Source organism: Xanthomonas sp. LF02-5 (genome assembly GCF_034105325.1).
GTDB classification, from domain to species: Bacteria; Pseudomonadota; Gammaproteobacteria; order Xanthomonadales; family Xanthomonadaceae; genus Xanthomonas_A; species Xanthomonas_A sontii.
In genome coordinates, this window is sequence record NZ_JAXGGF010000002.1 from 148,000 (window position 1) to 169,989 (window position 21,990).

The window sequence follows — 21,990 nt, forward strand, 5'->3', positions numbered from 1 at the left end:
CGGCCTGTGCGACGAACGATTGGGCGGCGCGGCGGCGCCCGGCATTTGTCTACGACGGCCGCCGAGGTGTACCGCCGCGTTCAGCTATCGAGACGGTGGCACAGGGCTGTCGTGTTGCGTGCGGCGCGGGCACGCGCGAGGCGTTGCCTGGTTGGATGGCTGGATAGGCGTTCGACTGCCGTCGCGTCGGGACTGAAGTCCCTCCCACAGGAAGCGCCTCCCGCACTGGGAAACAGGGCGTCGCATGCTTGCGCACGGTCAGGTTCCGTCATGAAGACGGCAGTACGGCGGCTGCCGTGTTGGTTGCCACGGGGATGTCGCATAGGGCCTCGCCTTGGTCGACGGTTGGACGGCGTCCAACTGTCCTGCGTCGGGACTGAAGTCCCTCCCACAGAAGAGCGTCGTGCGTGGCGACGCTTCTGCACGCTCGTGCCAGCCTCAGGCTGGCCTCAAACTCGCCTCAGGCCAGCCCAGGCCCGGCCTCGCGCTGCCTCGGTTCCGGCTCAGGGCGAGGCAGCGACCTGGGCCTGGGCGTCGGCGCCGCCGCCGAGCACCTGGTACAGGGTGACGCGGTTGCTGGCGTCCTGCAGGCGCAGTGCGATCAGCGCCTGCTGCGCGGCGAACAGCGAACGCTGCGCATCCAGCACCGGCAAGTGGCCGTCCAGGCCAGAGCGGTAGCGCGCGTCGGCCAGGGTGTAGCTGCGCTGGCTGGCGTCGACCAGGGCCTGCTGCGCGGTCAGCTGCGCCTGCAGATGGTCGCGCGTGGCCAGGGCGTCGGCCACTTCGGCGAAGGCCGACTGGATCGCCTTCTCGTACTGCGCCACGGCGATGTCCTTGCCGAGCTTGGAGGCGTCCAGCGAGGCCTTCAGCGCGCCGGCGTGGAAGATCGGCGCGGTGATGCTGGGCACGAACGACCAGGTGCGGCTGCCGGCGGAGAACAGCGTGGACAGCGCATCGCTGCTGCGCCCGGTCGAGGCGGTGAGGCTCAGCGACGGGAAGAACGCCGCGCGCGCGGCGCCGATGTCGGCGTTGGCCGCCTGCAGGCTGTGTTCGGCGGCGAGCACGTCCGGGCGCTGCAGCAGCACCGCCGAGGACAGGTGCGCCGGCAGCGGCGCCAGCGCCACGCTGCCCTGCATGGCCTGCGCGGTCGGCAGCAGCGCTGCGTCCACCGGCGCGCCGACCAGCAGTTGCAGCGCATCGCGCGCCTGCGCCAGCTGGGTGGCGGCGCTGGCGACGGCCACGCGCGCCGACTCCACGCTGGTCTGCTGCTGCGCCAGGTCCAGCCCGGACGCGCTGCCGATGCTGTGGCGGCGCTCTGTCAGTTGCAGGGTCTGCGCCTGGCTGTCCAGGGTCTGCTGCGCCAGCGCCAGTTGCGCCTGGTCCGCGCCCACGGTCAGCCACGCCGCGGCGACCTGGGCGACCAGGGTCAGGCGCACGTTGCGCTGGTTTTCCGCACTGGACAGCCAGTTCTGCAGGGCTTCCTGCTTGAGACTGCGCAGTTGCCCGAACAGATCCAGCTGCCAGCTGCTGAGCCCGACCTGCAGGGTGTCGCTGGTGCTGACCTGGGAGACGCCGTCGTCGTTGCTGGCGGCGCTGGTACGGCTGCGGCTCATGCTGGCGTTGGCGTCGAACGACGGCAGTTGCGCGGCGCGCTGGAGGCGGTACTGCGCACGCGCCTTGTCGATGGACAGCATCGCCACGCGCAGGTCGCGGTTGTTCTGCAAGGCCAGCGCGATGGTCTGGCGCAGCCGCGGATCCAGGAACACCTGCTGCCAGTCCGGCATCGCCAGCGTGTCGGTGGCGGCGCCCGCGGCGGGCGCCGCGTCGACCGCGGCCAGGTCGGCCGGCACGGGTACCGCCGGGCGTACGTAGGTGGGCGCCAGGGTGCAGCCGGACAGGGCCAACAGCGTGGCCACCGCCACGCTCATGCGGGTCAACGCGCTCATGCGTGCGTCTCCGGGTGGGCGACCGCCGGTCCCGGGAACATCCGGCGCACGATCACGTAGAACAGCGGCACGAAGAACAGGCCCAGGGTGATCGAGGCCAGGGTGCCGCCGGTGACGCCGGTGCCCAGCGAGTGGCGCGCGGCCGAGCCGGCGCCCTTGCTGAACACCAGCGGCAGCACGCCGAGCAGGAACGCCAGCGAGGTCATCAGGATCGGCCGCAGGCGCATCTGCACCGCATGCAGGGTGGCGGCGAGCAGACTTTCGCCGCGGTGCTCGAGGTCGCGCGCGAACTCGACGATGAGGATGCCGTTCTTCGCCGCCAGGCCCACCGTGGTCAGCAGGCCGACCTGGAAGTACACATCGTTCTCCAGGCCGCGCAGGGTCATCAGCAGCACCGCGCCGAACACGCCCACCGGCACTGCCAGCATCACCGCGAACGGGATCGACCAGCTCTCGTACAGCGCCACCAGGCACAGGAACACGAACAGCAGCGAGATCGCATACAGCGCCGGCGCCTGGTTGGCCGACAGCTTTTCCTGGTAGGCCATGTCCGACCACGCGTAGCCGAAGCCGTGCGGCAACTGCTTGCTGAGTTCGGCCATCGCGTCCATCGCCGCGCCGGAGCTGACCCCGGGCACCGCCTGGCCGGTCAGCTCCATCGCCGACACGCCGTTGTAGCGTTCCAGCGCGGCCGGTGCGCTGGTCCAGTGCGAGCGGGTGAACGCCGACATCGGCACCATGTCGCCGCCGCCGTTGCGCACCGTCCAGCGGTCCAGGTCCTGCGGCGCCATGCGTGCGTCGGCGTCGCCCTGCACGTAGACCTTCTTGATGCGGCCCTTGTAGATGAAGTTGTTGACGAAGTCGCCGCCGAGCGCGCTGTTGAGCGTGGCGTTGATGTCGCCCGGGTCCACGCCCAGCGCCTGCGCCTTGGCGTCGTCGATCTTGACCGCGTACACCGGCGCGTCCTCCAGGCTGGCGTAGCGCACGTTCATCAGCTTGGGATCGTGCTGGGCCAGACGCAGCAGCTTGTCGCGCGCGGCGACCAGGGCGGCATGGCCGGCGCCTTCGTAGTCCATCAGTTCGAAGGTGAAACCGGAGGCGTCGCCCAGGCCGGTGATCGCCGGTGGCGAGGTCACGAACAGTTCCGCGTCGGGCACGTCGGCCAGCGCCTTGTTCAGATGGTCGGCGATGGTCGCCGCATCGTCGTCGCGGTCGTCCCAGTCCTTCAGCCGCACGAAGGCCATGCCGACGTTCTGGCCGGCGCCGGTGACGCTGAAGCCGGCCGAGGACAGCACCGAGCGCACGCCCGGATCCTTCAGCGCGGCCTTGGTCAGCCGGTCGGTCACCGCCAGGGTCTGCTCCAGGGTGGAGCCGGCCGGCAGCTTGACCAGCACGTTGAGCATGCCCTCGTCCTCGTCGGGCAGGAACGCACCGGGCAGGCGCCACAGCAGCAGGCCGGTGACCGCGATCAGCAGCGCATAGGCGAGCAGGCCCAGCGCGCGCTTGCCCAGCACCCGCTCGACCAGCGTGCGGTAGCGCTCGGACAGGTGCCGGAAGCGGGTGTTGAACCAGATGAAGAACCAGCCCAGGCGGCCATGCGAGCCGATCGGCGCCTCGCCCTGGTGCAGCGGCTTGAGGATGGTCACGCACAGCGCCGGAGTCAGGGTCATCGCCACCAGCACCGACAGGATCATCGAGGCGGCGATGGTGATCGAGAACTGCCGATAGATCACGCCGGTGACGCCGTTGAAGAACGCCATCGGCACGAACACCGCGGTCAGCACCAGCACGATGCCGACCAGGGCGCCGCCGATCTGCTGCATCGAGCGCAGCGTGGCCTCCTTCGGCGGCAGGCCTTCCTGGCCCATCACCCGCTCCACGTTCTCCACCACCACGATGGCGTCGTCGACCAGCAGGCCGATCGCCAGCACCATCGCGAACATGGTCAGGGTGTTGATCGAGTAGCCGAATGCGGCGAGCACGCCGAAGGTACCCATCAGCACCACCGGCACGGCGATGGTCGGGATCAGCGTGGCGCGCCAGTTCTGCAGGAACAGGTACATCACCGCCACGACCAGCAGCACCGCTTCGATCAGGGTGATGACCACTTCCTTGATCGAGGTGGTGACGAACGGCGTGGTGCTGAAGGCGATGTGGTAGTTGAAGCCGTGCGGCCAGTACTGCTTGAGTTCCTGCAGGCGCTGGTCGATGGCCTTGGAAGTCTCCACCGCGTTGGCGTCGGAGTTGAGCTCGATGCCCAGCGAGGCCGAGGGCTTGCCGTTGAAGCGGGTGATGCTGTCGTAGGTCTCCGGGCCCAGGCCGATCCTGGCCACGTCCGACAGGTGCACGGCGGCGCCGCTGGCATCGCTCTTGAGCACGATCGCGCCGAACTGCGCCGGGGTCTGCAGGCGGCTGCGGGTGGTCACGGTGGCGTCCAGGCGCTGCCCGCGCAGCGCCGGCTGGCCGCCGATCTCGCCGGCCGACACGTCGGTGTTCTGCGACTGCAGCGCGTTCTCCACGTCCGAGGGCATCAGCGCGTACTTGCGCAGCTTCTCCGGGTCCAGCCAGATGCGCATGGCGTATTCCGAGCCCATCGGCTGGATGTTGCCGACGCCGCTGACGCGGCTGATCTGGTCGTCGATGTTCGATTCCATGTAGTTGGCGACATCGAAGTTGTCCATGCTGCCGTCGTCGGAGGTGAACGCCACCACCTCGAACAGCGAGCCGCTGGACTTGGTGATGACCAGGCCGTTCTGCTGCACCGCCTGCGGCAACACCGACATCACCGACTGCAACTGGTTCTGCACCTGCACCTGCGCGGTGTCGGCGTTGGTGCCGGTCTCGAACACCAGGTTGACCTGCGCGGTGCCGTCCGAGGCGCTGGTGGAGGTCATGTACAGCAGGTGGTCCAGGCTCTGCTGCGACTGCTCGATCAGCTGGGTGACGGTGTTTTCCACCGTCTGCGCCGAGGCGCCGGTGTAGGTGGCGCGCACGGTGATGGTGGGCGGCGCCATGTGCGGATAGCGTTCGACCGGCAGCCCATGGATGGCCAGCATGCCGATCAGGACGATGACGATGGCCATGACCCAGGCCACCACCGGGTGGTTGACGAAGAAGCGCGACATGCGGGAGTCCTCAGTCGGCCTGGGCGTCGTCGCCCGGCAGCGCCGGCGCGGCATCGAGCTGGGCGGCGGTGACCGGATACGGCTGCGCCGGCTTGCCGAGTTCGGCACGGCTGCCGTTGACCACGATCAGGCGCTCGCCCGGCTTGAGCCCGGACTCCACCAGCCAGTCGTGGCCGATGGCCTCGCCGGTGCGGATGTGCCGCTCCACCACCTTGTTCTGCGCGTCGAGCAGCTTCACGACAGGCTCGCCCTTGCTGTCGCGCGTCACTGCCTGCTGCGGCACCAGCACCGCGCCCTGGTCGGTGGCCATCGGCAGCACCGCTCGCAGGTACATGCCCGGCAGCAGCAGGTGTTCGGGATTGGGCACCACCGCGCGCAGGGTGACGTTGCCGGTGCCGGCGTTGACCTGGGTGCCGACGAATTCGAGGGTGCCGGCATGCGGATAGGTGCTGCCGTCCTCCAGCCGCACCTGCACCTGCGCCTTGCCGTCGATGGCATGGATCTGCCCGGCGTCGAGCTGGCGGCGCAGCGCCAGCATCTGCGTGCTGGACTGGGTGACGTCCAGGTAGATCGGGTCCAGCCGCTGGATGGTGGTCAGCGCCGCGTCCTGCGCGGCGGTGAGCAGCGCGCCAACGGTGTAGGCGGAGGTGCCGATGGTGCCGGAGATCGGCGCGGTGATGCGGGTGTAGTCGAGGTTGATGCGCGCGGCCTGCAGCGCCGCCTTGGCCGCGACCACCGCCGCCTCGTCCTGGCGCAGCGCGGACACCGCGTCGTCGGCGTCCTGCTTGCTGGCCGCGTCCATGTCGGTGAGGCTGCGGGTGCGCTCGGCCTTGGGCCGCGCGCTGGCCAGCGCCGCCTCGGCCTGCACCAGGTTGCCGCGGGCGATGTCGTAGGCGGCCTGGTACGGCGCCGGATCGATCACGTACAGCGCCTGCCCGGCCTTGACCTCCTGGCCCTCCTGGAACAGGCGCTGACGCAGCAGCCCGCCGACCTGCGGGCGCACGTCGGCGGTCTCGTAGGCCACGGTGCGGCCGGCCAGGGTGCGCTCGACCGGCAAGGTGCGCGCGCCCAGGGTCAGCACCCCCACCCGCGGCGGCGGCGCGGCCGCCGGCTTGTCGCCGGAGCAGCCTCCGGCCACGGCAACGGCCAGCAATACGGCACAGCGAACGGGACGACGAAGCGCCTGGAAACGGTCGGACATGGGGAGTGCGGCTGGGAAGAAACGCGCAACGCTACTCCACGGATGTGTCGCATCGCACCATGTCTGTAACAGTGCGTTGTACGGGCTTCACCAAGGTCGGAGAAACGTCGGAAACCGGCACACAGCGTCGCACCGGCGGACGGCGCCATTCGTTCTATTACCGAACACAAATGCGATAATCGCCCATCTTGCCGACGTCGTTTCCCGCCGCGGCATGCCATCGTGCGCACGCCCGCCCGCGCTGCCGTCGTGACCGGCAGCGAGCGCCACGCGCCTACCCTGCTGCAGAGGATCGAAAACGTGCAAACCCAATCGGATGTGTCGGCCGGCGGCCGGATATTGCTGTGGAGCGTCGGCCTGCTGCTGGCGCTGATCGGGCTGGCGCTGCTGGTCGGCGGCATCCGCCTGGCCACCCTCGGCGGCAGCCTCTACTTCCTGGCGATGGGCGCGGCCTGCGTGGCCTCGGCGCTGCTGGTGCTGCGGCGGCGCCCGGCCGGCGCCTGGCTGTACGCGCTGGCGTTCGTGCTGAGCGTGGCCTGGGCGTACTGGGATGCCGGCCTGGCGTTCTGGCCACTGGTATCGCGGCTGATGATGCCGGCGGTGCTGGCGCTGCTGGTCGCCTTGGTCTACCCGACCCTGCGCCGCGCCCGCGGCCTGCCCGGCGGACGCGGCGCCTATGCGCTGGCGGCGGTGCTGGCGCTGGCCTGCGCCGGCGGCTTGGCTGGGATGTTCGTGCCGCATCCGCCGGTGGCCGCCAGCGGCCCCGGCCCGGCACCGGTGCCGGTGACCCCGGCGCAGGCGCAGCGCGACTGGAGCCACTACGGCAACACCGCCGGCGGCAGCCGCTTCGCCGCGCTGGACCAGATCGGCCGCGGCAACGTCGGCCAGTTGCAGGTGGCCTGGACCTACCGCACCGGCGACATCGCCCTCAGCGACGGCAACGGCGCCGAGGACCAGACCACCCCGCTGCAGATCGGCGAGACGCTGTACGTGTGCACCCCGCACAACAACGTCATCGCGCTGGACGCCAGCAGCGGCCGGCAGCTGTGGAAGCGCGAGATCAACGCGCAGTCCTCGGTCTGGCAGCGCTGCCGCGGCCTGGCCTACTTCGATGCCGACGCACCGCTGGCCCAGCCCAGCGCGGCCAACGCCTCGCCGGTGGCGGCGGCGGCGCTGCCGGCCGGCGCCAACTGCCGGCGCCGCGTGCTGACCAACACCATCGATGCGCGGCTGATCGCGCTGGACGCGGACACCGGCGCGTTCTGCAGCAGCTTCGGCCAGAACGGCCAGGTCGACCTGAAGGCCGGCCTCGGCGCCGCACCCGATCCGTTCTACCAGTTGACCTCGGCGCCGACCGTGGCCGGGACCACGGTGGTGGTGGGCGGCCGCGTCGCCGACAACGTGCAGGCCGACATGCCCGGCGGCGTGATCCGCGGCTTCGACGTGATCACCGGCGCACAGCGCTGGGCCTTCGATCCGGGCAACCCGCAGGACACGCAGCCGCCGGCCGCGGGCAAGACCTACGTGCGCAGCACGCCGAACGTGTGGGCGCCGATGTCCTACGACGCTGCCTCCAACACGGTGTTCCTGCCGATGGGCAGCCCGTCCACCGACCTGTACGGTGCCGAGCGCAGCGCGCTGGACCACCGCTTCGGCGCCTCGATCACCGCGCTGGACGCCAGCACCGGCCAGGTCAAATGGGTCTACCAGACCGTGCACAACGATCTGTGGGACTTCGACCTGCCGATGCAGCCGAGCCTGATCGACTTCCCGATGGCCGACGGCCGCAAGGTGCCGGCGCTGATCATCGGCACCAAGGCCGGCCAGCTGTACGTGCTCGACCGCGCCACCGGCAAACCGCTGACCGAGGTCCGCGAGGTGCCGGTGAAGGCCGCCGACATCCCCCACGAACCGTATGCGCTGACCCAACCGCTGTCGGTGGGCATGCCGCAGATCGGCACCAAGCACCTGAGCGAAGCGGACATGTGGGGCGCCACCCTGCTGGACCAGATGCTGTGCCGCATCGCCTTCAAGAAGATGCGCTACGAGGGCCTGTACACCGCGCCCGGCACCGATGTGTCGCTGAGCTTCCCCGGCTCGCTGGGCGGCATGAACTGGGGCGGGCTGTCGGTCGATCCGGTGCACGACGTGGTGTTCGCCAACGACATGCGCCTGGGCCTGTGGGTGCAGATGATCCCGCAGAAGGCCGAGAAGGCCGCCGCCTCCAGCGGCGGCGAGGCGGTCAACACCGGCATGGGCGCGGTGCCGCTGAAGGGCACGCCGTACGCGGTCAACAAGAACCGCTTCCTGTCGGCGCTGGGCATCCCCTGCCAGGCGCCGCCGTTCGGCACGCTCAGCGCGATCGACCTGAAGACCCGCCGCATCGCCTGGCAGGTGCCGGTGGGCACCGTGCAGGACACCGGCCCGCTCGGCTTCAAGATGCACCTGCCGATCCCGGTCGGCATGCCGACGCTGGGCGGCACCCTGGCCACGCAGAGCGGCCTGGTGTTCATCGCCGGCACCCAGGACTACTACCTGCGTGCGTTCGACAGCGGCACCGGCAAGGAACTGTGGAAGGCACGGCTGCCGGTGGGCAGCCAGGGCGGGCCGATGACCTACGTGTCGACCAAGACCGGCAAGCAGTACATCGTGATCACCGCCGGCGGCGCGCGGCAATCGCCGGACCGCGGCGACTACGTGATCGCCTACGCCTTGCCGAACGCCAAGTAGGAATCCGGCGCACCGGCGCCATCTGCGCGCGGCGGCAATGGATCGCCGCCGCATGTGCGGACCTCGCAGCGCCTCGACCGAGGCGCCGCAGGTTGGCCGACACATGGGGTACGGCGCCGGATACGGCGCCGATCGGGTGACGCAGGCCAGGCCGCGCCGCAAAGCGCGTTGTCCTCGAAGCCTAGACAGCCCCGCGCCCGCGCCGCCCCTGCCCTCACCGCGCCGGCTGCAGCCGCATCGTCAGCACCGCGGCAATGGCCACCAGCAGCGGCAACGCCAGCACGTAGTACAGATTGGCCGGCTGCCAGCCGGCGTCGACCAGCACGCCGACGGTCATCGGCGAGAGGATCGCGCCGACGCGGCCGATGCCGATCGCCCAGCCCAGGCCGGTGGTGCGCACGGTGGGCGCGAACACGATCGGCGCCACCGCATACAGGCCGGCCATCGAGCCGAACAGCGCCGCACCGATCACGAAGGCCACGGGGAAGGCCAGCTGCAACTGCGTGCCGAGCGTGGCGAACGCCGCCATTCCCAGTGCGGCGATCAGGAAGCTGACGGCGGTCAACCGCGGCAGCGCGAAACGTGCGGCCAGGCCGCCGAACAAGGCGCCGCCGACGATGCCGCCCAGGTTCAGCAGCACCCCGCCGGTGACGCCCTGCTCGGCCGACAGCCCGGCTTGCACCAGCAGTTTCGGCGTCCAGCTCAGCACGAAATAGAAGGCGAACATGTGCATGAAGAAGCCCAGCGCGATCAGCACGCTGTTGCGGCGCAGGTGCGGGGTGAACAGCGCCGCGTAGCCGGCCTTCTCCTGCACCGGCGGGCGCGGCGGCAGCGCGTCAAGGGTCGGTGCACGCATGCGCGCCAGCAGCACGTTGAGCCGCGCCAGCGCATCCGGCGGGCGCCGGCTGAGCAGGAAGTCCAGCGATTCGGGCAGCAGCGCAAGCACCACCGGGATGCACAGCAGCGAGGCGAGTGCGCCGAACAGGAAGGCCGCATGCCAGCCCCAGCGCTCCAGCAGCATCGCGGCGATCAACCCGCCCAGCGTGGCGCCGATGGGATAGCCGGTGGCCTGCAGGGCCACTGCGGTGCTGCGCCACTTCGGGCTGGCGTATTCGGCGGTGATCACGCCGACACCGGCGAGCATGCCGCCGATGCCGATGCCGGTGAACACGCGCAGCGCCGCAAGTTGCCAGATGTCCTGCGCCAGTGCCGAGGCGGCCATGCCGACGGTCAGGATCACCAGGCAGCACAGGATCATGTTGCGCCGGCCCCAGCGGTCGGCCAGCGGCGCCAGCAGCAGCGAGCCCAGCGCCATGCCCACCAGCCCGGCGCTGAGCGCGATCCCCAGCAGCTTGCCGGACAAACGCCAGGCCTCCGACACGTGCGGGGCGATGAAGGCCATCACCATCACGTCGAACCCGTCGAGCATGTTCAACAGCACGCAGACCGCGATCGCCGTCCACTGGAAACCGCTCATGCGATCCAGGACGAGGGCGGTGGGCGGGGCGGCGGCATGGCTCATGGGGTCACTCCTGCTGGAACGGCGAACGAGGACGGCAGCGTCGCGGGATTACTTGGGAGGCGCGGCGGCATGCAGCGCATCGAGCGTCTGCCGCAACCGCGCCGCGTCGATCTGCCCGGGCGCCGAGGCGCTGCCGAGCATGCCGAAGGTCAGGCTCTGCCCGAAGGTCTCGCCGGACAGCCGCGACACCGCGCCCAGCGGCCCCATCGACATGGTCAGCAGCGGCTGCCCGCTGCGCTGGCGCATCTGCCAGGTGGCGTCGAGCAGGTGCAGCACGTCGCCCGGATCTCGCGGCATCACCGCGATCTTCAGCACGTCGGCGCCCAGCGCCTGCTGCCGCTGCAGCCGCGCCACGATCTCCGCCACCGGGGGAGTGGCGTGGAAGTCGTGGCTGGACATCACCACGTACACGCCCTGCCGGTGCGCATGCTCAACCACCTGCCGCAGCACCGCCGGGCCGCGGAACATCTCCACGTCGAGCAGGTCGGCGAAGCGCGCGTCCAGCAGGCGCGCGTACAGCGCGCCGTAGGCGGCATCGTCGATCGCCACCGCACCGCCCTCAGCCTTGGTGCGGAAGGTCAGCAGCAGCGGCTTGCCGTGCAGTGCCTGCGCCAGGCGCGGCCCCAGGGCCGCCAGCGCGGCGGCGTCGGTGGCGCCGTCCATCAGGTCGATGCGCCACTCGGCCAGGTCCGCATCGGGCGAGGCGGCGATGCGCTGCGCCTGCGCCAGCGCCTCCCCGGCATCGTGCGCGGTGATCGGCACGATGATCTTGGGCAGGCCGGCGCCGATGGCGAGCCCGCGGATCTGCAGCACGCGCGGCGGCGGCAGCGGCGCGGCCGCGGACGGCGCGGCGGGCGCCGCTGCCGGAGGCACCGCAGGTGCGGCCTGCAGCGGCGATGCGAGCAGCAGGCCGGCGCAGCACAGGAAGGTCAGTCGTCGTGAGAACAAGGGCATCGGGATCGGCCTGGACAGGAGGCGCGCAGCGCGCGCTCAGAAGGTGAGCTTGACCTGCAGTCCCACCGCCAGCGCGTTGTCGGTACGCGCATAGGCGAAGGTGCCGGGGTTGACGATGTACTGCACGTCCGGCCGCAGCATCAGCCAAGGGGTCAGCTGCGCGCTGTAGGACAGTTCGTAGAGTTCCTCGGCGGTGTCGAGCGCGAACACCGGCGCCTCCGGTGGCACGCCGGCATCGAGCAGCGCCGCGCGCCGCGCGTCGAGCAGGCGGTGGTTGATGTCGGCGCCGACGTAGCCCAGCGCGATGCGGTCCTGGCTGCGCCGGCCGATGCCCTCGTACACGCCGCCCACGGCGTACCAACGGGTGATCTGCGCGGTGGCATGGTCGGACACCATGTACTGGGCGAAGCCAGTGAGGCCGCGGCCGCGCTCGCCGCCGGGCGAATACAGCTTCTGCTCCACCAGCAGGTAGGCGCCGTCGCGGCCGGTAGTGGCGCGCGGGTCCAGGCCCTTGCGCGGCACCCGCGAGGAGTCGTAGTAGGCACCGAACTTGTAGGTGCCCGGATAGGCACCACCGGCACCCGGCGTCCAGGTGAGTTCGACGGGAAACAGCGAGCCGGTGGTGCCGCGCGCGTCCAAGTCGAACGCGGAGTGCACGTTGTTGTTGGTGCTGGGGTTGACCTGGAACCAGCCGACCCGCAGGTTCGCCGCCGGCGTCAGTTGCTGCGCCGCCTCCGCGCCCCAGCGCGCGTTGGGATAGTTGTACCAGCCGCTGTTGCCGGACATCGCCAGCGGATGCGCGCAGAACGCGGCGTTGACGAAGTTGGTCAGCAGCGTGTGCGCGCCGAACTGGTTGCCCATCGCGTAGAAGCCGGCCTTGATGTAGCTGCGCCCGTTGTTGAAGCGGCGGTCGTAGCTCAGTTCGGTCAGCCGGGTGAACTGGCCGCCGTAGGCTTCCTGGATCGGGAAGCGGTTGCCGAGCAGGTCGGCCGAGGTGCTGCGGCCGCGGCGGTCGTTGACGGTCACGTGCAGCGTGCCGCCGCCCCAGCCGGCGAGTTTCGCCAGGTCCAGGTCCACGCCCAGCCGCACCTGCTGCGCATAGCGCGCACCGCGCTCGCCGCGGCCGCCGTCGACCAGGCCCATGGCTTCGCCGACGTAGTCGCCGCGCACGTTGACGCCGCGCTGCAGCCAGTCGCTGCGCGTGCCGTCCCAGTCGCCGGTCAAGGTGCTATGCGCCAGGTCGGCGGCGTCCTGCGCGGCGGCGACCGCCGGGACGAAGGCGATGGCCGCGGCCAGCAGCGACCAGGCCGGCAGCGACGGTAGGCGGCTCACGGCGCCACCGCCAGCGGCGCGCTCAGCGGCGAGGTCGCGCCATCGTCGCTGGTGACGGTGGCGGTGAGTGTGGCAAGCACCGCGCTGTCGCCGTCCAGTGGCAGCGCAAAGCGGCCCTGTCCCTGTGCATCCACTTGCGCCTCGACGCGGCCCAGATAGCGTTCGGCCTCGTCGTCGCCGCGGCGGCGGTTGCCGAACAGTTCCACCGTGTAGAGATGGCCGGGGCGGCCGACGAAGCTGCCCTGCACCTGCGGCACGCCGGCGCCGCGTTCGATCGCGCGCAACTGCGGAGCGGCCTGGCCGAAGTTCGGCGGCGGTTGGCAACCGTCGGGCGCAGCAGCGCCGCAGATCGCCGCGCGCTTGCGCGGGTCCGGATCGACTCCGATCCCGCGCGAGCCGACGAAGGGCGCATGCTCCAGGCCCGGCACGCCGAACACGATGGCACCGCGCGGCTGGCCCGGGGCGCAGGCACCGCCGGCGAAGCAGCGTTCGATCTTCAGGCCGTTGCCGGACAGCAGGTTGGCGCTGAACCGGTTGGGCTCGCTGCGCGGCTGCGGGCGCACCGCGATGCCGATGCCGTTGCCGGTCAGGCGGTTGCCCTCGATCAGATTGTCGCGGCCGGTGACGCTGACCCCGATCGAATTGCCGGCGAAGTCGTTGTCGGCGATGGTGTTGCGGTTGCCCCAGTTGATCTGCAACCCGTCGGAATAGCGCTCGAAGCGGTTGCGCAGCACGGTGTTGTCGTTGCCCCACAGGATCTCGATGCCCTGCGAGGGCTCGGGGTTGGCATCGGTGGAGCGGAACAGGTTGTCGGCCACCAAGTTCCAGGCCGCGCCGCGGGTCAGTTCCAGGCCGTCGCCGTTGTCGAGGAAGGTGTTGCGCTCGATGCGGTTGCGCACGGTGGTGGTGGCGGTGGACTGGCCGTTGCCGTCGTCGCCGGTCAGCATCACCCCGGCGCCGCCGTGGTTGGCGACGATGCGGTTGTCGCGCAACACATTGTCGCTGGCGCGGTTGAGCAGCACGCCGATGCAGAAGTTGCGGATCTCCAGGCCGCTCAGTTCCACGCCCTGGGTGTCGCGCAGCACCAGGCCCGGCAGCGTGGTGCTGCGCACGTTGGTGCCGAACTGGCCCTTCTCCGCACCCGGGCAGGCGGCAGTGCCCTTGCCGTGGATGTAGCCGGCACCGTCGATGGCGATGTACTGGCCGTCATGCGCCCGCGCCAGGCCCACCACCTGCAGCGGCCCCTGCAGTGCCGGCAACGGCGCGCGCGGGCGGATCACGTACGGCGGCGCGCCCACCGCGGCGATCTCGATGCGGTAGCGGCCGGGCGCCTGGTTGGCGGTGGCGATCGCCCAGCGCAGGGAGCCCGGGGCGTCGTCGTCGGCGTAGCGGTCCACGGTGAGCACGCTGCGCTCCGGCGGCGGCGGCTCGGCCTGGTAGGCGCACACGGCGCCGGGAAGCAGGGCCGCGAGCAGGGCCAGGCCGCGGGAAAACGCACAGGACATGCACCATCTCCAACAGAATCGGGACCGCACCGGCGGCGGGCAGCGCCGCGGCCGCCAGCGGGCACGCGTCGTGCGCTGCCAGGCGCCGGGACAGCGGCAACGCTAGTTTTATCGCACTGCACCATTCAAGTGCGAATATCGATTAGCGGTGCGTTTATCGCACAGTCGCGTGCTTCGCCCAGCCGCTCGGGCGCTCCACGGGCGGCAGCCGGCGCCAGGCGCCGCGCTATCATCGGCGCCCGCGTGGCCGCCGGCCGCCCACCGCCGGAGAGCAGCATGTCCCCGATCCGCCCCTACCTCGACACGACTCCGCAGCTGGGCGCGCGCGTCTATGTCGACCCGGCCTGCACCGTGATCGGCGACGTGGTGCTGGAGGACGACGTGTCGGTATGGCCGGGCACGGTGATCCGCGGCGACGTCAACTACGTGCGCATCGGCGCGCGCAGCAACATCCAGGACGGCAGCATCATCCACGTCAGCCACCACAGCCCGTTCAACGCGGCCGGCTACCCGACCCTGATCGGCGCGGACGTGACCGTGGGCCACGGCACCATCATCCATGCCTGCACCATCGAGGACCTGTGCCTGATCGGCATGGGCGCCTGCATCCTCGACGGCGCCACGGTGAAGAAATACGGCTTCGTCGGTGCCGGTGCGGTGGTCGGCCCGGGCAAGACCGTCGGCGAGGGCGAGCTGTGGCTGGGCAATCCCGCGCGCAAGGCGCGCATGCTCAGCGACAAGGAGATCGAGAGCCTGCACTACTCGGCGCAGCACTACGTGCGGCTGAAGGACCGTTACCTCACCGGCAACGGCTGAGGCCACTGCGGTGGTTGCGGCACCTGCGCCGCGGCTGGCGTGCGCCGCGCGCTTGCGCGACACTAGGCGCCTCTGGCGTGGGGACGCCACCGAACGAATGGAATCGCCGATGCTCAAGATCTCGCTGCGCGGCCTGCTGGCCGCTTTTTTCTGCGCGCTGTGCGCCACCTCCGGCCCGGTGCTGGCCCAGGACAGCGGCCCGGACATGACCGCCGAGCAGTTCGTCGGCTCGCTGCATTTCCGCGACGGGCATATCGAACTGCCGCAGGCCAAGGTGCATTTCGACCTCGGCCCGGCGTTCCGCTTTCTGGACAAGGCCGACGCGCGCAGGGTGCTGGAGAGCTACTGGGGCAACCCGCCCGACGACGACGTGCTGGGCCTGATCGTGCCGCGCCAGCCCGCACTCGACGAGAAGGGCAGCTGGGCGGTGGTCGTCACCTATTCCGACGACGGCTACGTGTCCGACGAGGACGCCAGCAAGATCGACTACCAGGCCATGCTCAAGGACATGCAGGAGGAGACGCGCGAGTCCAACGCGCAGCGCAAGAAGGCCGGCTACGAGCAGGTCGACCTGATCGGCTGGGCGGTGCCGCCGCGCTACGACACCGGCAGCAAGAAGCTGTACTGGGCGCGCGAGCTGGCGTTCGCCGGCGAGCACGAGCACACCCTCAACTACGACATCCGCGTGCTCGGCCGGCATGGCTACCTCAGCCTCAATGCGGTCTCAGGCATGGGCGAACTGGCGCAGGTGCGCGAGGGCATGCAGCAGTTGCTGCCGATGGCCGAGTTCGACAGCGGCGCCCGCTATGCCGACCACAACCCGTCCACCGACAAGATCGCCAGCTACGGCCTGGCCACCCTGATCGGCGGCGGCCTGGCGGCCAAGGCCGGCCTGTTCGCCAAGCTGGGCCTGTTGTTGGCCAAGGCCTGGAAGCTGCTGCTGATCGGCCTGATGGCGCTGGTCGCCGGCGTGCGCAAGCTGTTCTCCGGGCGCCAGCGCGACGGCGGCACGGTACGCTGATCGGCGCCGCCGGCGTGCTGGGCAATTCACGCCACGCCGGCTAAAGTGCCGCTTCGGAGCAGGACGCAGTCGAGAGCAGCATGCCGCCACAGGCAGCCGGCCGAACGGAAGGACGGCCTCCCCACATCGCAGGTGCCCGTGTCCGCCGCACCACCTGGCGGCGGTAAGCGGCATGCTCGATACCTACCGCGAAGTCATCACCCCCGAGGGCGTGCCGCTGCATCTGCCGGCCGCCGGTGCGGTACCGCGCGCGCTGGCCTGGCTGATCGACCTGGCGCTGCGCTTCGCCCTGCTCACCGCCATGGGCATGTTCCTCGGCCTGCTCGGCGGCCTCGGCCAGGGCCTGTACCTGGTGGCGATGTTCCTGGTGTTCTGGGCGTACCCGATCGTGCTGGAGGGCTGGCGCGGCCAGACCCTGGGCAAGCAGGCGCTGGGCCTGCGCGTGGTGGCGCGCAACGGCGCGCCGGTGGGCTGGATGGCCGCGATCACCCGCAACCTGCTGCGCACCGTGGACATGCTGCCGTTCGGCTACGCCGTCGGCCTGATCGCCTGCCTGTTCGACACCCATTCGCGGCGCCTGGGCGACCTGGTCGCGGGCACGCTGGTGGTGCACCAGCCGCCGCGCGAGGACGAGGCGCTGCCGCCGATCGCCAGCGCGCTCGCGCCGCCGCGACCGCTGCTGCCGGCCGAACAGGCGGCGCTGATCGCCTTCGCCGAGCGCGCGCCGCGGCTCACCCCGGAGCGGCAACTGGAACTGGCCGCGCTGGCGCAGCCGCTGACCGACACGCCGGGCCAGGCCGGGGTGCTGCGCCTGTACGCGATGGCCAACTGGCTGCTGGGCCGCCGATGAAACAGGAACAGTTCGTCCTCCGTCATCAGCAGGAATGGCAGGTGTTCGAGGCCTGGCTGCAGCGCAGCGCGCGCACGTCAGCGCCGAACAAGGCCGGCGCCGCCAGCGACGCCAGCAAGACCGCCGCGCCACCGACCGCGATCCCGAGTCCAGGCCAGCCGACGCCGCTCGCCGACGAGGACATGCCGGCGCGCTACCGGCGCGTGTGCCACCAGCTGGCACTGGCACGCAGGCGCGGCTACAGCCCGCAGGTCACCGCGCGTCTGCAGCATCTGATGCAGCAGGGGCACACCGTCCTGTACCGGGCGCCGCGTCCGCGCTGGCGGCGCGCGGCGGAATTCCTGTTCGCCGAATTCCCGCAGCTGGTGCGCAGCCAGGCCGGCTACATGGCGGCGGCCACCGCGCTGTTCGTGGTGCCGCTGGTGACCATCTTCGTGCTGCTGCAGTTCCGTCCGGAACTGATCCACGGGTTGATGGACCCGATGCAGGTCACCCAGGTCGAGCGCATGTACGACCCGGCCGCCAGCGCACAGAAGCTCGGCCGCGACAGCGGCACCGATTGGCAGATGTTCGGCCACTACATCATGAACAACATCAGCATCGGCCTGCGCACGTTCGCCAGTGGCCTGCTGGCTGGACTGGGCACGGTGCTGGTGCTGCTGTTCAACGGCATCACCATCGGCGCGGTGGCCGGGCACCTGCACCAGATCGGCTACGGCGTCACCTTCTGGCGCTTCGTCGCCGGGCATGCGCCGTTCGAGCTGACCGCGATCGTGATCGCCGGCGGCGCCGGTCTGCAGCTCGGACTGAAGGTGCTGGCGCCGGGACGGCGGCGGCGCATCGATGCGCTGGTCGAAGGCGGCAAGATCGGCGCGCGGCTGTGCCTGGGCGTGGCTGCGATGCTGCTGGTGGCCGCCTTCATCGAGGCGTTCTGGTCGTCCATCGCGACCGTGCCGGCGTGGGTCAAGTACAGCGTGTCGGCGGCACTCTGGACGCTGGTGCTGACGTGGCTGTGGCGCGGCGGGCGCGGCCGCGCGGAGGCCATCGATGCGGATTGAGCGCCTGGACGTGGTGCTGCGCGCACGCTCGGCCTGGGAAGCGATGGAACTGGGCAGCGCCCTGGTCCGCCGCCACGCCGGGGCGATCTGGAAGCCCTGGCTGCTGGTCACCCTGCCGCTGTTCGCCGTGCTCAACCTCGGCGCCTGGGCGATCGATGCGCTGTGGCTGGCCCCGCTGCTGCTGTGGTGGCTGAAGCCGGTGCTGGACCGGATCCCGCTGTTCGTGATCTCGCGCGCGGTGTTCGGCGACGTGCCACGCGTGCGCGACACCGTGCGCGCGCAGGGCGCCTGGGGCTGGCGCACCCTGATCGGCTACCTGACCTGGCGCCGGTTGAGTCCGGCGCGCAGCGTGTTCATGCCGCTGGAACTGCTGGAAGGCGCGAGCGCCAGCCAGCAGCGCGAGCGCCGCCGCACCCTGGGCGGGGCGATCTACGGCCATGCGCTGCTGATGGCCAGCGTCTTCGCCACGTTCGAGGGCATGCTCAGCCTGGCCTGCATCGCCACGATCTTCCTGTTCGTGCCCATCGACCTGCTGCCGGAAACCGCGCGCGCGGCCTGGTCGCTGATCGGCCAGCAGACCCCGGTGTGGGCGGACATCGGCTTCAACGCCATCGCCTGGCTGGCAATGACCCTGATCGAACCGTTCTTCGTCGGCGCCGGCTTCGGCCTGTACCTCAACCGGCGTACCCAGCTCGAAGCCTGGGACGTGGAAATGGCGCTGCGGCGGATGGCTGCGCGCCTGCGCGCCGCCGCGCCGCTGGCGGTGCTGTGCGTGGCCCTGCTCGCCGCGCCGGCCGTGGCGCTGCGTGCGCAGCCGGCGGCCGACGACACAGCGGTGCAGACGGCGGCGGAGCAGGATGCTCCCGCCGACGCCGGGCGCGATGACGGGACCGATGCCGATACCGATGCCGACACGGACACTGACAGTGATGCGGATGCAGATGCCGACAGCAAGCCCGCCGCCGATACCCACCACCACAACGCCGCGCATCCGGTCCCGCTGGACGAAGTGTTCGACACCGAGCCCGCCGCCGATGCGCGCTTCGCCCGCGCCGCCGACCGCGCCTACGCCGACCCGCTGCTGACCGCCAAGCGCACCATCGGCTACTGGAAGAAACGCAATCCCGACGAACCGCCCAAGCCGGACGACAAGCAGCAAGACCTCACCGCGTTCGGCAAATGGATGAAGGCCGCCGCCCAGGCCATCGCGTTCGTCGGCAAGTGGGGCATGTGGGTGCTGGCCGGCATCCTGCTGCTGGTGCTGCTGCTGACCGCCAGGCACTGGCTGCCGTGGATGCGCGGCACCGGGCGCCGGCGTGCACCGGTGGCGACGGCACCGGAGCACACGCCGGTGCTGGCGCCGCAACCGCTGCCGGACGACGTGGCGACGGTGGCACGACGCGCCTGGCGCGAAGGCCGCCACCGCGACGCGCTGGCGCTGCTGTACCGGGCCAGCGTGGCGACGCTGTGCGAGCGCGCCGATCTGGTGTTGCCGCCCAGCGCCACCGAGGCGCAGTGCCTGCGCGCCGCGCAACGCCTGCCCGACGACGCCGACCGCGGCCTGTTCGCGCGCATGGTGCGGGTCTGGCAGCACGCCGCCTATGCGGGCCGGCTGCCCGAGGACAGCGCCTTCGATGCGCTGGTCGACGACCTGCAGCGCCAGTTCCGGTGGCAGGCATGAACAGCGGCACGCGCAATGCGCTGATCTTCCTGGTCGGCCTGCTGCTGGTCAGCGTCGGCGCTGCCTGGTTCTTCGGCCGCTACGAACGCGCCGAGCGGGAGATCGTGCTGCCGCCACGCGGCGAGGCCGCCTACAACCCGCTGTACGCGCTGCGCCAGACCCTGCGCGCCGACGGCGTGCGTGCCGAGTCGCGGCAACGCCTGGACCTGGAGGCGATGCGCCTGCGCCCGCACGACAGCGTGGTGCTGTATGGCGACCCACGCATGCTCGGCAAGGCCGACGGCGACGCCTTGCTGGACTGGGTGGAGCATGGCGGACATCTGGTGCTGCGCACGCCCACCGCAGAGGTCAAGCGCGGCGACGTGCCGATCCTGGAAGCGCTGGACATCACCGTCGAGGCGCGCAGCCCGGACGACTGCCTGGTCATGGCGGTGCCGGGCGCGGCGCCACACAAGGTGTTCTGCGGCGGCCGCCGCTTCAACATCGACCCGGATACGCCCAGCAACTGGTGGAGCGGCGAGGACGACGACTTCGTGTTCGCGCGCGTGCCCTACGGCGACGGCAGCGTGGACGTGCTGTCGGAACTGGATTTCCTCGAGAACCAGGACGACCGGCTCGGCAAGATGTTCGAGGGCTCGCCGATGGAAGACGATCCGGTGCTGCGCAGCGGCGGGCTGCGCGAGGCCGGCAACCGCCTGCTGGCACGCCAGGTGCTGGGGCCGAACTACGGCCAGGGCACCATCCACCTGATCTATTCGGCCGAACTGCCCTCGCTGTGGCGCACCCTGTTCACCCGCGGCTGGCCGGCCTGGCTGCCCGCGTTGCTGGTCCTGCTGGCCTGGCTGTGGTCGCGCATGCAGCGTTTCGGGCCGCTGCTCGCGCCGCCGGCCGAGGATCGCCGTTCGCTGCTGGAACACGTGCGCGCCAGCGGCGAACACCTGCTGCGCTACGGCCGCGCCGACCTGCTGCACGCGGCGGTACGTGAGGCGTTCCTGGCGCGGCTGCGCCGGCGCGCGCCGATCGCCGCCGCGCTGGAGGGCCCGGCCCAGGCCGCCGCCATCGCCGAACGCCTGCAGCTGCCCGTGGCGCAGGTCGAACAGGCGCTGCAACCGCCGCCGCCCAACCAACCCGCCGCCTTGCGCGAGCGCATCCGCCTCCTCGTCCAGATGAGAAACCAGTTATGACCACCGCCTCCTCCGACGCCGTCGCGCCGCTCGCCGGCCCTGCCCTGATCGAACGCGCCGAGGCGATCCGCGCCGCGGTCGGCCACGCCTTCATTGGCCAGCCGGAGGTGCTGGAGCAGATCCTGATCGCGCTGCTGGCCGGCGGGCATGTGCTGATCGAGGGCGTGCCCGGCCTTGGCAAGACCCTGCTGGTGCGCGCGCTGGCGCAGGCCCTGGAACTGAACTACGCACGCGTGCAGTTCACCCCGGACCTGATGCCCAGCGACGTCAGCGGCCACGCCGTGTACGACCCCAAGACCGAGAGCTTCAAGATCCGCCGCGGCCCGGTGTTCACCCACCTGCTGCTGGCCGACGAAATCAACCGCGCCCCGGCCAAGACCCAGTCGGCGCTGCTGGAAGTGATGCAGGAAGGCCAGGTCACCATCGAAGGCACGGCCTTCCCGCTGGCGCCACCGTTCCTGGCGCTGGCCACGCAGAACCCGGTCGAGCAGGAAGGCACCTACCCGTTGCCGGAAGCGCAGTTGGACCGCTTCCTGCTGAAGATCCTGATCGACTACCCGCAACTGGAAGACGAGGCGCGCATGGTCGCCGCGGTCACCAGCGGCCGCAGCGCCGGCGACTTCGACCTGTCGCAGGTGCCGCGCGTACTCGGCGCCGAGGACGTGGTGGCGATGCAGGCCGGCACCGCGGCCATCGCCGTCGACCCGCAAGTCATCGACTACGCCGTGCGCATCGTCGCCGCCACCCGCCGCTGGCCGGGCATTGCGCTCGGCGCCGGCCCGCGCGGCAGCATCGCCCTGGTCCGCGCGGCACGCGCGCAGGCCGTGCTGTCCGGCCGCGACTTCGTCATCCCCGACGACATCCGCGACGTGGCCAAGCCGGCCCTGCGCCACCGCATCGCCCTGGCCCCGGAACTGCAGATCGAAGGCCAGAGCGCCGACGACGCCCTCGGTGGGTTGCTGGCCAAGGTGGAGGCGCCGCGGAAATGAGCGGGGAGTCGGGAATGGGGAATGGGGAATGGGAAAAGCCGGGGTTCCCGGCGTTGCCCGTAATTCCCGATTGCAG

At 70.9% G+C, this 21,990-nt stretch carries 15 protein-coding genes; 8 read left to right on the forward strand and 7 right to left on the reverse strand.

From position 1 onward, the window contains the following. Positions 1–503: 503 nt before the first annotated feature. The 3 genes from SLW52_RS06665 to SLW52_RS06675 are packed head-to-tail and all read right to left on the reverse strand — an operon-like array spanning position 504 to position 6,224. A complete protein-coding gene (locus tag SLW52_RS06665; protein ID WP_320739796.1) occupies positions 504–1,946 on the reverse strand; it encodes an efflux transporter outer membrane subunit in 1,443 nt (480 codons plus the stop codon). Beyond that, the gene (locus SLW52_RS06670; protein WP_152238815.1) at positions 1,943–5,071 is read right to left on the reverse strand and encodes an efflux RND transporter permease subunit; all 3,129 of its coding nucleotides are present in this window, start codon (positions 5,069–5,071) and stop codon (positions 1,943–1,945) included. The genes SLW52_RS06665 and SLW52_RS06670 overlap by 4 nt, the downstream gene beginning before the upstream one ends. A 10-nt stretch (positions 5,072–5,081) precedes the next feature. After that, positions 5,082–6,224 carry an efflux RND transporter periplasmic adaptor subunit gene (locus SLW52_RS06675; RefSeq protein ID WP_152235894.1) on the reverse strand — a complete coding sequence of 381 codons (1,143 nt, stop codon included), beginning with the start codon at positions 6,222–6,224 and terminating at the stop codon, positions 5,082–5,084. A 348-nt stretch (positions 6,225–6,572) separates the two neighbouring features. On the opposite strand from SLW52_RS06675, the gene SLW52_RS06680 reads away from it, so the two are divergent. Beyond that, entirely contained in the window at positions 6,573–9,002 is a 2,430-nt protein-coding gene (locus tag SLW52_RS06680; RefSeq protein ID WP_320739797.1) for a membrane-bound PQQ-dependent dehydrogenase, glucose/quinate/shikimate family, read from the forward strand. Positions 9,003–9,216: 214 nt separating this feature from the next. Here SLW52_RS06680 and SLW52_RS06685 read toward each other — a convergent pair whose 3' ends face one another. The 4 genes from SLW52_RS06685 to SLW52_RS06700 are packed head-to-tail and all read right to left on the reverse strand — an operon-like array spanning position 9,217 to position 14,315. Further along, on the reverse strand, positions 9,217–10,524 hold the full coding sequence (locus SLW52_RS06685; protein WP_320739799.1) for an MFS transporter: 1,308 nt from the start codon (positions 10,522–10,524) through the stop codon (positions 9,217–9,219). 48 nt (positions 10,525–10,572) lie between these two features. Then, the gene (gene aroD, locus SLW52_RS06690; RefSeq protein ID WP_320739800.1) at positions 10,573–11,478 is read right to left on the reverse strand and encodes a type I 3-dehydroquinate dehydratase; all 906 of its coding nucleotides are present in this window, start codon (positions 11,476–11,478) and stop codon (positions 10,573–10,575) included. A gap of 36 nt (positions 11,479–11,514) precedes the next feature. After that, positions 11,515–12,810: a carbohydrate porin gene (locus tag SLW52_RS06695; RefSeq protein ID WP_320739801.1), complete on the reverse strand. Its 1,296-nt coding sequence runs from the start codon at positions 12,808–12,810 to the stop codon at positions 11,515–11,517. After that, positions 12,807–14,315, reverse strand: a complete 1,509-nt coding sequence (locus SLW52_RS06700) for a right-handed parallel beta-helix repeat-containing protein (RefSeq protein WP_320739802.1) — start codon at positions 14,313–14,315, stop codon at positions 12,807–12,809. Before SLW52_RS06700 ends, SLW52_RS06695 begins: the two co-directional genes overlap by 4 nt. 276 nt (positions 14,316–14,591) lie before the next feature. Here SLW52_RS06700 and SLW52_RS06705 point away from each other — a divergent pair, with 276 nt between their 5' ends. The 7 genes from SLW52_RS06705 (at position 14,592) to SLW52_RS06735 (ending at position 21,914) form a co-directional block, all read left to right on the forward strand. Beyond that, positions 14,592–15,131, forward strand: coding sequence for a gamma carbonic anhydrase family protein (locus tag SLW52_RS06705; RefSeq protein ID WP_152244455.1), 540 nt, complete (start codon positions 14,592–14,594; stop codon positions 15,129–15,131). Positions 15,132–15,228: 97 nt separating this feature from the next. After that, complete coding sequence (locus tag SLW52_RS06710) at positions 15,229–16,152, forward strand: DUF2167 domain-containing protein (RefSeq protein WP_295946199.1); 924 nt, start codon at positions 15,229–15,231, stop codon at positions 16,150–16,152. A gap of 172 nt (positions 16,153–16,324) precedes the next feature. Further along, positions 16,325–17,002: an RDD family protein gene (locus tag SLW52_RS06715; protein WP_150410941.1), complete on the forward strand. Its 678-nt coding sequence runs from the start codon at positions 16,325–16,327 to the stop codon at positions 17,000–17,002. Next, positions 16,999–18,060, forward strand: a complete 1,062-nt coding sequence (locus SLW52_RS06720; RefSeq protein ID WP_295931434.1) for a stage II sporulation protein M — start codon at positions 16,999–17,001, stop codon at positions 18,058–18,060. The genes SLW52_RS06715 and SLW52_RS06720 overlap by 4 nt, the downstream gene beginning before the upstream one ends. Continuing rightward, positions 18,050–19,741 carry a DUF4129 domain-containing protein gene (locus SLW52_RS06725; RefSeq protein ID WP_267085635.1) on the forward strand — a complete coding sequence of 564 codons (1,692 nt, stop codon included), beginning with the start codon at positions 18,050–18,052 and terminating at the stop codon, positions 19,739–19,741. Before SLW52_RS06720 ends, SLW52_RS06725 begins: the two co-directional genes overlap by 11 nt. Further along, positions 19,738–20,925, forward strand: a complete 1,188-nt coding sequence (locus tag SLW52_RS06730) for a DUF4350 domain-containing protein (protein ID WP_017916447.1) — start codon at positions 19,738–19,740, stop codon at positions 20,923–20,925. Before SLW52_RS06725 ends, SLW52_RS06730 begins: the two co-directional genes overlap by 4 nt. Next, positions 20,922–21,914, forward strand: coding sequence for a MoxR family ATPase (locus tag SLW52_RS06735; protein WP_043094277.1), 993 nt, complete (start codon positions 20,922–20,924; stop codon positions 21,912–21,914). Before SLW52_RS06730 ends, SLW52_RS06735 begins: the two co-directional genes overlap by 4 nt. Positions 21,915–21,990 lie beyond the last annotated feature (76 nt).